We start from the raw sequence: 13,543 nt of genomic DNA on the forward strand, positions 1-13,543 counted from the left end.
AACTTCTGTATTTGTTTCAAGTATATGAGTAAAGATAGGGAGAGAGGAGAGGTTATATGGATCAGCAAAAAATTCCACAGGCCACTGCTAAAAGATTGCCTCTATACTATCGATTTATCCAAAACTTATCTCTTTCTGGTAAGCAACGTGTTTCATCGGCAGAATTGAGTGAGGCGGTAAAGGTAGATTCCGCAACCATTCGAAGAGATTTTTCATATTTTGGAGCGTTAGGGAAAAAGGGGTATGGGTATAATGTGAATTACTTATTATCATTTTTCCGAGAAACGCTTGATCAAGATGATATAACACGTGTAGCACTTATTGGAGTAGGTAATTTAGGGACCGCTTTCTTACATTATAATTTCACGAAAAACAATAATACAAAAATTGAAATGGCATTTGATGTTAATGAAGAGAAAGTTGGAAAAGAAATCGGGGGTATTCCTGTATATCATTTAGATGAATTAGAAGAACGTTTAACGAATGATATACAAGTGGCAATATTAACAGTACCTGCTACTGTCGCGCAGGCTGTAGCAGATAGACTGGCTGAAACAAATGTACACGGGATTTTGAATTTTACACCAGCACGATTAAATGTATCAGAGAATATACGAATTCATCATATTGATTTGGCTGTAGAATTACAGACACTTGTTTACTTTTTAAAGAATTACCCACAATAAAAACGCAGAGGAAATTACCTCTGCGTTTTATTATTGTTTACTTTTTGTAAATTTGACTAAAATCAGTCGAAGAGCCAAATTAAAATCAATTGTTGCCATAACTGCAAATAGTATTGTCCACAGATTCCAGATTGTATCTGTCACGTTCATAATGGCGAAGCGTGTAAATACACATCCAAGAAGGAAGTACAATGCAGCCATGAACAATGGTGAGTTTCTCATACTAAAATCCTCCGATAAATCCTTGCATTTTTTCAGCTTCTTTAATCATTTCCTGAATTTGCTCATTGCTCATCAAAACTTGCCCGATAGCGACTAATGTATTCATCGTAACGTGAGCTGCTATAGGAACGATAATTCGCTTCGTTTTTACATATAAAAAGGCGAATACGAGCCCCATAGAAGTGTATACCAATAAATGAGTAAAATCAAAATGAATTGCCGCAAATACAAGTGAACTGATGATAGCGGCAATAAAGAAGTTAAATTTCTTATGCAGTGTGCCAAATAAAATTTTTCTAAATACAACTTCTTCTAAAATAGGCCCTATTATAGAGACAACGATAAGAAACCAAGGTGTAGTCCGTGCAATCTCCATAAGTCTTGTCGTATTCTCAGAACCTTGTTTGACTCCTAGTAAACGCATTTCAATCGTAGCAGCTAGTATTTGTGAGAAAAATGCTAAGAAGAAACCGATAATAATCCAGCCAATTGTAGCAGGAACAGTAGCACGCATTTTATCTAAATGCCGATCACGAATATCTGTTCTAAGTAGCCAAAGTACAATGCATAATGCAATGAAGAAGCTAATAATAGCCCAATGTCCGGTTATGAGTTGAATTTTTTCCTCTTTAGTAAATCCCCTATTATCGTATAGTCCGGTTTTCAGAAGAAGTGGTAATCCGGCAATACCTGATAACTGCATCAAAATGTATGTAACGATAATCCACCAATATTGTTTTTTCAAGCGGTTTAACCATCCTTTCTAACTCTAGTGTATGAGATAAGGCAGGATAACATGTAAATACCCTACCGGCGATACATAATATTTATTTCTATTATTATTTTTTTGTAAATCTGTATTGGAAAGTGCAATAGGAGACAGGAAAAAGTTGTACGTATAGAGAAAACAACTTATGGTGTCTTTCATATTGTAACATACGATAAGTGGAAACAACGATTCATATAGTAAAGGCAGCATGAAGAAGGAGCAATGAGAATTAGATTATGTTTGCAAAAATTCTATATAGAAAAGTGTATATAGTAATTTGCGAAAAAATTATGATTTTTTTACTTGCAAAAGAAATTTAGATTATTTATTATTATAAGTGTGTTAGCACTCGAGGAACTTGAGTGCTAATAAAGAAAATTTACATAACAAAATGAGGAGGTTATTGTTCATGCTAAAGCCATTAGGTGATCGCGTTGTAATTGAGCTTGTTCAAGCAGAAGAAAAAACAGCAAGTGGTATTGTATTACCAGATACTGCAAAAGAAAAACCACAAGAGGGTAAAGTTATTGCAGTAGGTACTGGTCGAGTGCTTGAAAATGGTGAGCGTGTTGCTTTAGAGGTAGCAGCAGGTGATCTTATCATCTTCTCAAAATATGCAGGTACTGAAGTGAAATACGAAGGTACAGACTACTTGATTTTACGTGAAAGTGACATTTTAGCAGTTATCGGTTAATTATATACATTTTAAAAATCCAAGGGGGTCAATTATTATGGCAAAAGATATTAAATTTAGTGAAGAAGCACGTCGTTCGATGCTTCGCGGTGTCGACACTCTTGCAAATGCAGTAAAAGTAACGCTTGGACCAAAAGGTCGTAACGTTGTACTTGAGAAAAAATTCGGTTCACCACTTATTACAAATGATGGTGTAACAATCGCAAAAGAAATCGAATTAGAAGATGCATTCGAAAACATGGGTGCGAAATTAGTAGCAGAAGTTGCTAGCAAAACAAATGATGTAGCTGGTGACGGAACAACAACTGCAACTGTATTAGCGCAAGCTATGATTCGTGAAGGCTTAAAAAACGTAACAGCTGGTGCAAACCCAATGGGCCTTCGTAAAGGTATCGAAAAAGCTGTTACTGCTGCAATTGCAGAATTAAAAACAATTTCTAAACCAATCGAAGGTAAATCTTCAATCGCACAAGTAGCTGCTATTTCTGCTGCTGATGAAGAAGTGGGTCAATTGATTGCTGAAGCAATGGAGCGCGTTGGTAACGATGGCGTTATTACTTTAGAAGAATCTAAAGGATTCACGACAGAATTAGACGTAGTAGAGGGTATGCAATTTGATCGCGGATATGCATCTCCTTACATGATTACTGATTCTGACAAAATGGAAGCAGTTCTTGATAACCCATATATCTTAATTACTGATAAGAAGATTTCTAACATCCAAGAAATCTTACCAGTATTAGAGCAAGTAGTACAACAAGGTAAACCACTTCTTATCATTGCTGAAGATGTAGAAGGCGAAGCATTAGCTACATTAGTAGTGAACAAACTTCGTGGTACATTCAATGTAGTAGCTGTTAAAGCTCCTGGATTTGGTGACCGTCGTAAAGCAATGCTAGAAGATATCGCAATCTTAACTGGTGGCGAAGTAATCACTGAAGAATTAGGACGTGACTTAAAATCTGCTACAGTTGCATCTTTAGGACGCGCTGGTAAAATTGTTGTAACGAAAGAAAACACAACTGTAGTTGAAGGTATTGGAAACACAGAGCAAATCGAAGCTCGCATCGGTCAAATCCGTGCGCAATTAGAAGAAACAACTTCTGAATTCGATCGTGAAAAGTTACAAGAGCGTCTTGCTAAACTAGCGGGTGGCGTAGCGGTAATTAAAGTAGGTGCAGCAACTGAAACTGAGTTAAAAGAGCGCAAACTTCGTATTGAAGATGCACTTAACTCAACTCGTGCAGCAGTAGAAGAAGGTATTGTTGCAGGTGGTGGTACTTCACTTATGAACGTATATACGAAAGTAGCTTCTATTTCAGCTGAAGGCGACGAAGCAACAGGTATCAACATTGTACTTCGTGCATTAGAAGAGCCAGTTCGCCAAATCGCAATCAACGCTGGTCTAGAAGGATCTGTAGTTGTAGAACGCTTAAAAGGCGAAAAAGTAGGCGTTGGTTTCAACGCAGCAACTGGCGAATGGGTAAACATGCTTGAGTCTGGTATCGTAGACCCAGCAAAAGTAACTCGTTCTGCACTTCAAAACGCAGCATCTGTTGCAGCTATGTTCTTAACAACTGAAGCTGTAGTTGCTGACAAGCCAGAACCAAATGCACCAGCAATGCCTGACATGGGCGGCATGGGCATGGGCGGCATGGGCGGAATGATGTAATTTAGGTGTAAAAACCTTATTATATCAACGTTCAAAAGTCTTTACACCTAATATAGTGTCCGAAAAGGTGACCGATATTAGTCAATAAGATTTTTAGAGAGGTCTTTCATTAAGTTACTAAACTTATTGGAAGCCTCTTTTTTTATGTTCTTTGTCATGTGTGCGTATATGTCCATTGTTGTATTAATATCTGAATGCCCTAATCGTTCTTGTATCTCTTTTATGTGTACATTTGCCTCAATTAACAAAGACGTATGAGTATGTCTAAATGAATGGGGTGTTACTTGTTTTTGTATAGATGTTTTCTTAAGTAATCTCTGCATTCTAATTGATAAGTGCTTAATTGTCTTAGGATAACCTTCATTGGTTGAGAAAATAAAATCATCGTCTTTATAAAAGGTTTGTTATCTTTTATTATTTTTTCTTGTTGTTGTTTATGCTGTATTAGCATAGCAACTAAAAGAGGATCTATTGTTATTGTACGAATGGAACCCTCTGTTTTTGGTGTCAGTAATGTATATTTTAACTTGTTGTTTGTTGGATTGTAGTAAGTTTTTATAACCCTTAGTGTATGTTCGTCAAAATCAATATCAGACCATTTTAAAGCTACCAATTCCCCAATTCTTAAACCAGTATAAGCTAACATAGTGAAGGCAAGTAAATCGCTCTCCAAGCTTTCATTTTTAGTGACTTCTTTAACTCTCGTTGTATTAACACTTTTGCCATATCAGAGCGCCATAACCGAGATGTATTGAGTACAACAACTTGGCTCATTTGATGATATGCCATATCCGACAATAGCTCTTGTAAACCTTCACGTTCAACTGTTAAACCCTCTTCATCTACTATCGCTCCGCTAATTCCTTTATCTTCGTATATGTGAAGCAGTTGTAGTTCATTTTCGTTACAGTACCGCTGAATTTCTTCTACTTGATACGCCAAGCTATATCCTTCACGTACTTGTCCTTCTGTTGAAACTCGTACATAACCAACTACTTTCTCTTCCATATCAAACTCCCTCCCGTTACAGCAATTACAATCCCTGTAACGTTTACCCGTTTTTTGCGGATAACATGTGCGTAACGTGCATCCGTTACAACACACTGTACGATGACTTTAAAAAATAGCACAACCCTTTATTTTTTCTTCAACTATCGTCGTATACTGTACATAACCACTACAGTCTATAAAACAACAATAAAAATTTAACACTTAGTTCACTTATAAAATTATAGTGCTCTTTTAAATTTTTACGCTAAAACGCAAAAAAGCACTTGTTTCCTTTAATTGACAATCAAGTGCTTTAAGTTCATATGTTTTTAAGTAGCATAAATTTGTAAGTTTTTTAGTAACAGTATGACACCTTTTGTATGTCATGACAACTACTACGTTAAAACTTACGAGTTTGTACGAGTTCGTTAGTTTAATATACATTCCATGTGTTTATATTTATCGCCCGGTAAAATGTCATCTCGCCTAAGCTCGTACTTTATTTTCTATTCTATCATTGCACATAACACTCTATGATGGTACAACCATCATGGAGTATCTATTTTCAAACGCCCTATTATTTTTTCTGTCTTTCATTTAGTTAAATAGGATTATTCGGAAATTCACTATGATATTTATCGATTAACGCTTTATATTCTCCATCATTTGGTACTTCTCCTAAGTATTTATTTTTCCAAATAATCATTTGGTCACTAAAACCATATTCTGTATCGAACCAATTTGTATAATCATAATGCATCTTAAATTTCCCACTACTCTCAAGAGTCATTGTAAAGGAATACCAAAGTTCTTGCTGATTATCTTTAAAAACATTTCTTAGTTCATCGCTCAACTCAAACAGCTTTCTTTTATTTTTTTTAAATTCTTCTTTATCAATAGCATAGTTAAATGGGATTTTCACACTATAATTAAAGCATTGTCTATTTTCAGGTGTATTATAAAAAAAGTACGTTCCCCCTCCAGTTTCCGATATCTGAGCATAAAAATAAAATTTCTCCCATTCTTCTGGAATCATTTCATTAACCGTTTCAGCTATTTCTCTATACAACTTGTTCATTTCTTTTTCCACTTTAATCAACCTCCTGCGCGATTTCTAATCGTTTTCTCAAATATCCCTTTTCCTTCTATTTCATAAACTATTTCAAAATAATTTGGTCTTAGTGACGTTCCTTGATAAACTGGTTCAATCTTTACTGTTACTTTTTTAGGAGGCTTTCCACCTAACGCATTAGCCCACTCTTGCTCCATATTATACCACTCTCCATCAGAGCGATTAATTTGTCTATTTTGAGCAATCAAATTATCAATATCTCCAGAACCATGGAATTGAGTTCCTATCAAGTGGCCACCATCATCATCAGGTAACCTATCTTCACGGCCTGCTGCCACTTGCATTCCTTTGTTTCTTTTTCCTTTTTGAAGTATTAATTCTCCTGCCTCAACATCTACTATTCTACCAAGCTCATCTGTTGTATATTTATAACCATCCTCGGTAATATAACGCACGTTTGGTGCCAGTTCTTTTCTTCCATTTTTCCCTTTAATAATGTGCTTCCCAAGGTCCCCCTCTTGTATTTCCGTTATCTTAGGAGGATTACCCGTACCCTTAACAATATCCTTCTCACCACTACCCAAAAGCCTCTCCCCAGTATCCTTCATATACTGGTACGCATCTTTCAGAGAGTATGATTCCCCTGCTAATTCACCTTTTCTCAACTTAATTGTTTCTGGACCATTTGGACCTTCATAAGTATATGGAGCCGCCTTCTGTAAATATTGTCGAATACTCCCAACTCCTGTATATGCGAAATGATTTCCAGGCTTGAATTCATAGTTATTTAATATATGTAATGCATTTCTGTATGCAGAGGAATTAGTTATAAGTGACTTTCCTTTTGTAAAGCCTGTAACGACTGCTACCTTCCCTACTTGTCCTGCTTTACTAAGACCTTTATCACCCAGAAACCCCAGACCTAATGATGCTACACCATAGGCAGCGTAATGCATTCTACTTTCCATATCTCCATTCCAAAAATCATTCACAAATGAATCCGATAAGGCATTCCACATTGCAGGAAGAGTTTCATCGTAATTTACAATTGCATCACGCATATTCAACCAGGTTTCTTTATCGCCTAAAGCTACGAATCCTTCCCATGCATCTTCAGCACCATCTACAAAACCAGTAGAAATACCAGTCCATGCATCAATTAGATCCTTTTTATCTCTTTCCCAAGCTTTCTCGAAGTCAGATTTAGGCGGAAGTTTACCGCACATTGCACCTTCTTCAATTGAATTATCAGCCTGACGCTTCCTATCTTCTTCAATCGCCTGAATGGAAGCCGCCCATTCCATATTCAACTCTTGTGTACTAAACGTACCACTTGCGAAGCTGAAACCTTTCCCGCTTTGCACTTCCGCAAGACCTCGCGAGATGCTCGAAGCTAGTTCGATTGCTGTATCATAATTACTACTAGAAGTATAATTAAATTCATGTAGATGTTCTAGTTTTTCTTGCAGTTTCCGTTTCATCATATCAAAAATACCCATCATAGCGTCCGTACCTGGAAGGGGTACAGTTTGACTGATGGCTGCCATATTTGCTCTCGTTTGGTCAATCCCTTGAATTTGTTCTAATATTTCTTGTTCGATTACATCGGTTGAAGCTACTTGTGATTGAAAGTCGTTCGGAAAGGCATCATTCTGACGGGTTAATTCTTCACATAAGTAAATGATTCCCTGTGCTAAAGGACGAAAGGTTTGTACAAAAAATGATTTTGCACTGCTATATGTTTGTCCTTGCAGAACAATATCAATTGCAAAAGCGTCAATAGATTGAATGACTTGTTCCATACCTTGAATCGTCGCGGTACATACAGCGTTCATGCTTTGTGTTTGGGTATGTACTTCCCCTAGATACATATTCAAACTCATGAATTGACCTCCCTGACTAATTGTTGTTGCTGATAGGAAAGGTCATTTTCTAAGTCGCTAAGATTTCGTTTTTCCTTAAGCAATGTTTCTTTTTGATTTTCCAATTCAAATGTAAGTTTTCTCTCAATGTGTTGTGCATCTTGACGCATATCCATAAAAAACAGTGACATTTCTCGATCTCTATGCCAAGTTCCTAAAATACGGTCAAACAAGCGATGATTTTGATTTTTCCATACATGAAAATCTTCTTCTGCTTGTTCCTGTGTTTGAATCGCAGATTGATTCCGATCCTGTTCTTCAAATATTCTTCGTAATTTTTGATTTAATTGTTTGATTTCTTTTTCAATATCTTGACTCATCTTTTTCCTCCTACCGTTTTACTTTACGTAGGTTATTACATTAGCGAAAAATATTTTGAAGTTCGTTATCCATTCTCTCAAAATCGTTAGCTACCGAATGAATATTATCAATCGCTTGTTGAAAAGCAGCAGAAAATTGTTTCGTTAAATCTAAAACTTGTTGATTCGCTTCTTGTGCTTTGGAATTAACAGATAGTGTTGTACGCGTCGCCTTTGTTATAGAACGACTTGTTGCACTTTGAAGCCTGTCAGAGGCTAATCCCATTTTCGTAGCAATTTGTGTTGCTGTTTGTAAATTACTTTGGAATTTTCCCATTGTTTAAATCCTTTCTACCTATATTTATAGAAAATTATACCATATTTCTAAGGTTCCTCATTATGGATTATGTTGATAATGAAAAGGGATATTGGGATGAAAGAGGTAATGTGCCAGTTTCTTTCATGAAAAGTATCCTTGTATTGAGAAGGAAGACGAACATGAAAATGCATGAGGACATATTGTATTAAAACGTATAAAAATATATGGGGAATAGCGTTGACCTTCTGTCTAAGTGGGTCTTAACCACTGACGGCCTGGGTGAGCTAATATTACAAAGTGGAGTCAGCTTGACGGGCAACAAAATCAATTCGATTGAAGCTAGTGGGTTTAAACTGCCGAGTTTTTGAAGGGGATATGGAATTCATATTTAGTGTCCGAAAAGTGTCCGAAAGGGTTTGGGATTGTATATTTTTAAGTAATGAAATTGCTTGAGGATATTGATATAATAGCCCTTTTTTTATCTGTTTTCTTCTATTATATATAAAGCTTGATGGGCGGAATGATGTAATTCCGTTTGCTCGAAAAACATCCATCTCTATAAAGAGATGGATGTTTTTTTACATTTCAGGGCAGTTATATAGAAGGGAGGTTATGTGAAAATTCTATATTTTATAGTGAAGAATGAAGGGAGAAAGAAGCTTTATTCTATAAGGAAAATAATTTCTGTAGAATTTTGTCGCTTTCTCTCTTGACCATATTGATACTTCATTGTTAGAATCTAGGAAGATAATATAAAACGATCCTTCATATATCCTCAATGATATGGTTTGAGAGTCTCTACCGGGTTACCGTAAACAACCTGACTATGAAGGCAGTGTGTCTTATATTTATAAAGAGCGGAAGACTATCTTTATAAAGCCAGACCTCTGCCTTTTCTTTGTTATGAGACTAGAGGCGGAGGACTGGCTTTTTTTATTATATTGGTAATGCTTTTTGCCAAATTGGTGAAAATATTTATATACGAGAACTAACGTTGGGGTGATTATTTTGAAGAAACAGCACGATACGATTATCGTTTTAGATTTTGGGAGTCAGTACAATCAGTTAATTGCACGTCGAATTCGTGAGTTCGGTGTATACAGTGAACTTCATCCGCATACAATTACTGCAGAAGAAATTAAAGCAATGAATCCAAAAGGGATTATTTTCTCTGGTGGACCAAACAGTGTATACGGTGAAGGTGCATTACATTGTGATGAAAAAATCTTTGAACTAGGATTACCGATTTTCGGTATTTGTTACGGTATGCAGCTTATGACACAACAATTCGGTGGTAAAGTAGAACGTGCAAACCACCGTGAGTACGGAAAAGCTGTTCTTAAAGTAGAGAACGAATCAAAATTATATGCGAACCTTCCAGAAGAGCAAGTTGTATGGATGAGCCATGGCGACTTAGTAACTGGTTTACCTGAAGGATTCGTAGTAGATGCAACAAGTGAGTCTTGTCCAATTGCTGGTATGAGCAATGAAGCGAAAAACTTATACGGTGTACAATTCCACCCAGAAGTACGTCACTCTGAGCACGGAAATGATTTAATTAAAAACTTCGTATTCGGCGTATGTGGTTGTTCTGAGGGATGGAACATGGAAAACTTTATCGAAGTAGAATTAGAGAAGATCCGTGAAACTGTTGGAGACAAAAAAGTATTATGCGCACTTAGCGGTGGTGTAGACTCTTCTGTTGTAGCAGTATTAATTCATAAAGCAATCGGTGATCAATTAACATGTATTTTCGTTGACCACGGTTTACTTCGTAAAGGTGAAGCTGAAGGTGTTATGAAAACATTTAGCGAAGGCTTCCATATGAACGTTATTAAAGTGGATGCAAAAGAACGCTTTATGAACAAATTAAAAGGTGTAGAAGATCCAGAGCAAAAACGTAAAATTATCGGTAATGAATTCATTTACGTATTTGATGATGAAGCTTCTAAATTACAAGGTATGGACTTCCTAGCGCAAGGTACACTTTACACAGACATCGTTGAAAGTGGTACAGCAACTGCACAAACAATTAAATCTCATCATAACGTTGGTGGACTTCCAGAAGACATGCAGTTTAAATTAATTGAGCCTTTAAACACTTTATTTAAAGATGAAGTACGTGTATTAGGATCAGAACTAGGAATTCCTGATGAAATCGTATGGCGTCAACCATTCCCAGGTCCAGGACTTGGTATTCGTGTATTGGGTGAAATCACAGAAGAGAAATTAGAAATCGTTCGTGAATCTGATGCGATTTTACGTGAAGAAATTATAAAAGCAGGATTAGACCGCGAAATTTGGCAATACTTCACTGCGCTTCCTGGTATGCGTAGTGTAGGTGTTATGGGTGACGAGCGTACTTACGATTACACAGTAGGTATCCGTGCAGTAACATCAATCGATGGTATGACAGCTGACTGGGCACGTATCCCTTGGGATGTATTAGAGAAAATCTCTGTACGTATCGTAAACGAAGTAAAGCACGTTAACCGTATCGTGTATGATGTAACGAGTAAGCCACCAGCAACAATCGAGTGGGAATAGTATAAAAATAAGAGATCCATCTATCATTTTATGCATAGATGGATCTTTTGTTTTTAGGTATTATACGAACGAAAATAAATAATATTTGAAAAATGTTCGTTTTTAAATTGACATACACCCCTATGTGAGTTAATATGATTATGTAATTGATACGAAAAGTGAATATTATAGCCGTCGTATAATATCGGGGATATGGCCCGAAAGTTTCTACCTAGCTACCGTAAATGGCTTGACTACGAGGCGTTTTTATAAAGGTGAGGGGAAACTTGCCTTTGTTTATAGAACGCTTCCATGTATATGCAATGGAAGCCTTTTTTATTTTTAGAGATAAAAGAGGGCTAGGGTGAAGTGCGGCGAGTAATCATATAACGGGGGAAACGTAGGATGAAACGTTATTTTCAGTTTGATGAACTCGGCACAAATTATAAAACAGAGTTCATCGCAGGGTTAACGACATTTTTATCTATGGCTTACGTACTATTTGTCAATCCTGCTACACTATCGCTTGGAAACATTAAAGGATTGCCAGCAGGAACAGGAATGGATCCAGGTGCGGTATTTGTTGCCACTGCATTAGCAGCTGCAATTGGTTCGTTAATTATGGGGATTTTTGCTAAGTATCCAATTGCTTTAGCGCCAGGTATGGGAATTAACGCCTTCTTCGCTTATACTGCAGTACTAACAATGGGGATTCCGTGGCAAACAGCAATTGCTGGAACATTAATGTCAGGTATTATCTTCATTATCCTTACCGCTTCTGGTATTCGTGAAAAGATCATTAATGCCATTCCAGTAGAGTTAAAGTTTGCGGTAGCGGCTGGTATTGGATTATTTATTGCCTTTCTTGGTTTTCAAAATGCTGGGATTATAGTAAAGAATGATGCTGTTCTTGTTGGATTGGGGGATTTAACAAAGGGCACAACATTACTTGCGATCTTTGGAGTAGTTATTACGATTATCTTCATGATTAAGAAAATAAATGGTGCAGTTTTCTACGGAATGATTCTTACTGCGATTTTAGGAGTAGCGACAGGGTTAATTGATACACCGAAAGCTGTAGTGGGAGCAATTCCGAGTCTAGAACCGACGTTCGGAGTGGCTTTAACTCACTTTGGAGATATTTTTACTGTTCAAATGGGGATTGTTATTATAACGTTCTTCTTTATTGATTTCTTTGATACAGCAGGTACACTTGTAGCGGTTGCGAATCAAGCAGGATTAATGAAGAACAATAAATTACCACGTGCAGGAAAAGCATTATTTGCAGATGCAATTGCAACTGTAATTGGTGCAATTCTAGGTACATCGACAACAACGTCTTACATCGAATCGTCTGCAGGGGTAGCAGCGGGAGGGCGTTCAGGATTTACGGCAGTTGTAACAGCAGGATTCTTCTTGCTAGCACTTTTCTTCTCGCCGTTACTAAGTGTCGTAACACCAGCTGTAACGGCACCTGCTTTAATTATTGTAGGAATCTTGATGGTTTCGTCTTTAGGGGAAATTGATTGGAAGAAATTCGAAATTGCAGTACCAGCGTTTTTTACAATTATCTCTATGCCACTTACGTATAGCATTGCAACAGGAATTGCGATTGGGTTTATCTTCTATCCAATTACAATGGTTGTGAGTGGTCGTCGTAAAGAGATTCATCCAATTATGTATGTTATGGGAGTTTTATTCGTACTATATTTCATCTACGTTCGTAAATAAAAGGGGTTTTTGAAAGGTCTAGACTTAAGGGGAGTCTAGACCTTTTTTGCGTCTTCAGAAAATCTTAAGGATTTCATACCGTTTTTCTTCAGAAGTTTTCTTATAATAAGAAATAGGGACTTTAAAAGTTTTGGGGGAGATATTGTGGCAGAGGAAACAATACTTGTTGTAGATGATGAAAAAGAAATTCGAGATTTAATCGCAATTTACTTAAAGAACGAAGGATATAAAGTTTTACAGGCAGGGGACGGAGAAGAGGGTTTACGTATATTAGAAGAAAATGAAGTGCATTTAGTTGTATTAGATATTATGATGCCGAAAATAGATGGTATCCATATGTGTATGAAAGTAAGGGAAGCGAAGGAGATGCCAATTATTATGCTTTCGGCGAAAACGCAAGATATGGACAAAATTTTAGGATTAACAACAGGGGCGGATGACTATGTAACGAAACCATTTAATCCGTTAGAGTTAATTGCGAGAATTAAATCGCAGCTACGTCGCTATATGAAAATGAATGGCTTCACTATCCAAAATGAAGACGAGTTAGAAATTGGAGATATGAAAATAAATGTTTCAACCCATAAAGTCCTTGTAGGAGAAGAAGAAGTTAAGCTAACTCCAAGGGAATTTTCAATTTT

General features: G+C 36.7%; 14 protein-coding genes, 1 pseudogene and 2 riboswitches (1 of these 17 only partly in view). Of the genes and pseudogenes, 6 read left to right on the forward strand and 9 right to left on the reverse strand.

Annotated features, from left to right (window positions below; genetic code table 11):
- Positions 1–56 precede the first annotated feature (56 nt).
- Positions 57–686, forward strand: a complete 630-nt coding sequence (locus DJ93_RS14315; RefSeq protein WP_017150416.1) for a redox-sensing transcriptional repressor Rex — start codon at positions 57–59, stop codon at positions 684–686.
- A 30-nt stretch (positions 687–716) separates the two neighbouring features.
- Here DJ93_RS14315 and DJ93_RS14320 read toward each other — a convergent pair whose 3' ends face one another.
- Both DJ93_RS14320 and DJ93_RS14325 read right to left on the reverse strand, forming a co-directional pair.
- Positions 717–908 carry a YdiK family protein gene (locus DJ93_RS14320; protein WP_042981499.1) on the reverse strand — a complete coding sequence of 64 codons (192 nt, stop codon included), beginning with the start codon at positions 906–908 and terminating at the stop codon, positions 717–719.
- A gap of 1 nt (position 909) precedes the next feature.
- Positions 910–1,653, reverse strand: coding sequence for a CPBP family intramembrane glutamic endopeptidase (locus DJ93_RS14325; protein WP_042981500.1), 744 nt, complete (start codon positions 1,651–1,653; stop codon positions 910–912).
- 433 nt (positions 1,654–2,086) lie between these two features.
- Here DJ93_RS14325 and groES point away from each other — a divergent pair, with 433 nt between their 5' ends.
- Entirely contained in the window at positions 2,087–2,371 is a 285-nt protein-coding gene (gene groES / locus DJ93_RS14330; RefSeq protein WP_000917306.1) for a co-chaperone GroES, read from the forward strand.
- A 37-nt stretch (positions 2,372–2,408) separates the two neighbouring features.
- Positions 2,409–4,043: a chaperonin GroEL gene (gene groL / locus DJ93_RS14335; protein WP_042981502.1), complete on the forward strand. Its 1,635-nt coding sequence runs from the start codon at positions 2,409–2,411 to the stop codon at positions 4,041–4,043.
- A 77-nt stretch (positions 4,044–4,120) separates the two neighbouring features.
- Here the strand turns inward: groL and DJ93_RS33720 are convergent, their stop codons facing one another.
- The 7 genes and pseudogenes from DJ93_RS33720 to DJ93_RS14365 form a co-directional block, all read right to left on the reverse strand.
- Positions 4,121–4,420, reverse strand: a complete 300-nt coding sequence (locus DJ93_RS33720) for a tyrosine-type recombinase/integrase (RefSeq protein WP_338151489.1) — start codon at positions 4,418–4,420, stop codon at positions 4,121–4,123.
- Positions 4,324–4,716: a tyrosine-type recombinase/integrase gene (locus DJ93_RS33725; protein ID WP_241484283.1), complete on the reverse strand. Its 393-nt coding sequence runs from the start codon at positions 4,714–4,716 to the stop codon at positions 4,324–4,326. The genes DJ93_RS33720 and DJ93_RS33725 overlap by 97 nt, the downstream gene beginning before the upstream one ends.
- Positions 4,717–4,733: 17 nt before the next feature.
- Positions 4,734–5,051, reverse strand: a pseudogene (locus tag DJ93_RS14345) (recombinase family protein); the annotation flags it as partial.
- Positions 5,052–5,634: 583 nt separating this feature from the next.
- Complete coding sequence (locus DJ93_RS14350; RefSeq protein WP_000410097.1) at positions 5,635–6,123, reverse strand: antitoxin YezG family protein; 489 nt, start codon at positions 6,121–6,123, stop codon at positions 5,635–5,637.
- Positions 6,124–6,128: 5 nt separating this feature from the next.
- A complete protein-coding gene (locus DJ93_RS34405) occupies positions 6,129–7,988 on the reverse strand; it encodes a DNA/RNA non-specific endonuclease (protein WP_080743473.1) in 1,860 nt (619 codons plus the stop codon).
- On the reverse strand, positions 7,985–8,347 hold the full coding sequence (locus DJ93_RS14360) for a DUF3958 family protein (protein WP_042981504.1): 363 nt from the start codon (positions 8,345–8,347) through the stop codon (positions 7,985–7,987). The genes DJ93_RS34405 and DJ93_RS14360 overlap by 4 nt, the downstream gene beginning before the upstream one ends.
- A 40-nt stretch (positions 8,348–8,387) precedes the next feature.
- Positions 8,388–8,663, reverse strand: coding sequence for a TIGR04197 family type VII secretion effector (locus DJ93_RS14365; protein WP_016088825.1), 276 nt, complete (start codon positions 8,661–8,663; stop codon positions 8,388–8,390).
- A gap of 727 nt (positions 8,664–9,390) precedes the next feature.
- Positions 9,391–9,492, forward strand: a riboswitch (purine riboswitch).
- A gap of 161 nt (positions 9,493–9,653) precedes the next feature.
- On the opposite strand from DJ93_RS14365, the gene guaA reads away from it, so the two are divergent.
- The 3 genes from guaA to DJ93_RS14380 form a co-directional block, all read left to right on the forward strand.
- Complete coding sequence (guaA, locus tag DJ93_RS14370; protein WP_142920691.1) at positions 9,654–11,192, forward strand: glutamine-hydrolyzing GMP synthase; 1,539 nt, start codon at positions 9,654–9,656, stop codon at positions 11,190–11,192.
- A 154-nt stretch (positions 11,193–11,346) separates the two neighbouring features.
- Positions 11,347–11,448: riboswitch (purine riboswitch) on the forward strand.
- Positions 11,449–11,576: 128 nt separating this feature from the next.
- A complete protein-coding gene (locus DJ93_RS14375) occupies positions 11,577–12,902 on the forward strand; it encodes an NCS2 family permease (protein WP_042981506.1) in 1,326 nt (441 codons plus the stop codon).
- A gap of 144 nt (positions 12,903–13,046) precedes the next feature.
- Positions 13,047–13,543 carry the 5' portion of a response regulator transcription factor gene (locus tag DJ93_RS14380; protein ID WP_042981508.1) on the forward strand. 205 nt of this gene lie beyond the right edge of the window, so 497 of the gene's 702 nt are visible here — the first part of the coding sequence; it begins with the start codon at positions 13,047–13,049; its stop codon lies beyond the right edge, outside the window.

Source organism: Bacillus clarus, from assembly GCF_000746925.1.
Classification (GTDB): domain Bacteria; phylum Bacillota; class Bacilli; order Bacillales; family Bacillaceae_G; genus Bacillus_A; species Bacillus_A clarus.

Excerpts from the sequence above, each read along its gene's own strand:
- DJ93_RS14375 (WP_042981506.1), top strand. The coding sequence starts at position 11,577 with ATGAAACGTTATTTTCAGTTTGATGAACTCGGCACAAATTATAAAACA.
- groES (WP_000917306.1), top strand. The coding sequence starts at position 2,087 with ATGCTAAAGCCATTAGGTGATCGCGTTGTAATTGAGCTTGTTCAAGCA.
- DJ93_RS14360 (WP_042981504.1), bottom strand. The coding sequence starts at position 8,347 with ATGAGTCAAGATATTGAAAAAGAAATCAAACAATTAAATCAAAAATTA.
- groL (WP_042981502.1), top strand. The coding sequence starts at position 2,409 with ATGGCAAAAGATATTAAATTTAGTGAAGAAGCACGTCGTTCGATGCTT.
- DJ93_RS14320 (WP_042981499.1), bottom strand. The coding sequence starts at position 908 with ATGAGAAACTCACCATTGTTCATGGCTGCATTGTACTTCCTTCTTGGA.
- DJ93_RS14315 (WP_017150416.1), top strand. The coding sequence starts at position 57 with ATGGATCAGCAAAAAATTCCACAGGCCACTGCTAAAAGATTGCCTCTA.
- DJ93_RS34405 (WP_080743473.1), bottom strand. The coding sequence starts at position 7,988 with ATGAGTTTGAATATGTATCTAGGGGAAGTACATACCCAAACACAAAGC.
- DJ93_RS14365 (WP_016088825.1), bottom strand. The coding sequence starts at position 8,663 with ATGGGAAAATTCCAAAGTAATTTACAAACAGCAACACAAATTGCTACG.